The organism is Micromonospora sp. BS32, from assembly GCF_059089345.1.
This window is the reverse complement of the sequence record NZ_JBSSHR010000062.1, coordinates 1-654: the sequence shown is the minus strand read 5'-3', so window position 1 is coordinate 654 and position 654 is coordinate 1. Positions and strand designations below refer to the sequence as shown.

The window sequence follows — 654 nt, the reverse complement described above, 5'->3', positions numbered from 1 at the left end:
ATCGGCACCCGCGCGATGGGGCGCGGCCTCATGGCGCAGGTGAGCCTCGCGCAGGTCTCGCTGTCGACGACCAGCGAGACCGTCATCGGGAACGTTCCGTCCTTCACGTGGAAGAACGGACGGGCGTACCGCTTCAAGTGCCAGGGCTACGTGTCCGCCACCAGCGCGACCTACTTCTACACACGCATCCGCAAGGGCACCTCGACCACCACGGGGACCTTGTACATCGACCAGATCAGGGTGCCGATCCTGTCAACGTCACTGTCCGTCAATGCGTACTTCGACGTCGACACTGTCCTGATCAACAACACCGGGGCGGATATCGTGACCGCCCTGACGGTGACCGGGCAGGTCGCGAGCGGAACCGGCCAGTGGTCCAACAACGGCACGACCGTGAACTCCTACGCGACGGTGGAGGACATCGGTCTAGCCGCGGACTGGCCGGGCGCAGCGATCAGCTAGACCGCGGCTCGGCTGTCGGCGTGGCAGCAATGTGCTGGGGCCGCGGAGTTGCGATGTTGCGCTGGCTGGCGGCGAGTTCCTCTTCGAGGATGCGCACCTTCTCTTCGAGGCTGGTGGCGTACCCGGCCAGCTCGGCGATCTTCGCGTTGCGCATGAGGAGTTGGTCGCGGAGGTCGGCGACGTGGCGGCGGG

At 66.1% G+C, this 654-nt stretch carries 2 protein-coding genes; one reads left to right on the top strand and one right to left on the bottom strand.

The window, feature by feature from the left end:
* Positions 1 to 462 (top strand): hypothetical protein (locus AC5RWQ_RS30245; protein WP_494286007.1); only part of this gene is annotated, 462 nt, incomplete at its 5' end.
* Here AC5RWQ_RS30245 and AC5RWQ_RS30240 read toward each other — a convergent pair.
* Positions 455 to 654, bottom strand: a 200-nt coding sequence (locus tag AC5RWQ_RS30240; protein WP_494286006.1) for a hypothetical protein, incomplete at its 5' end; no start/stop codon positions are given. The genes AC5RWQ_RS30245 and AC5RWQ_RS30240 overlap by 8 nt on opposite strands.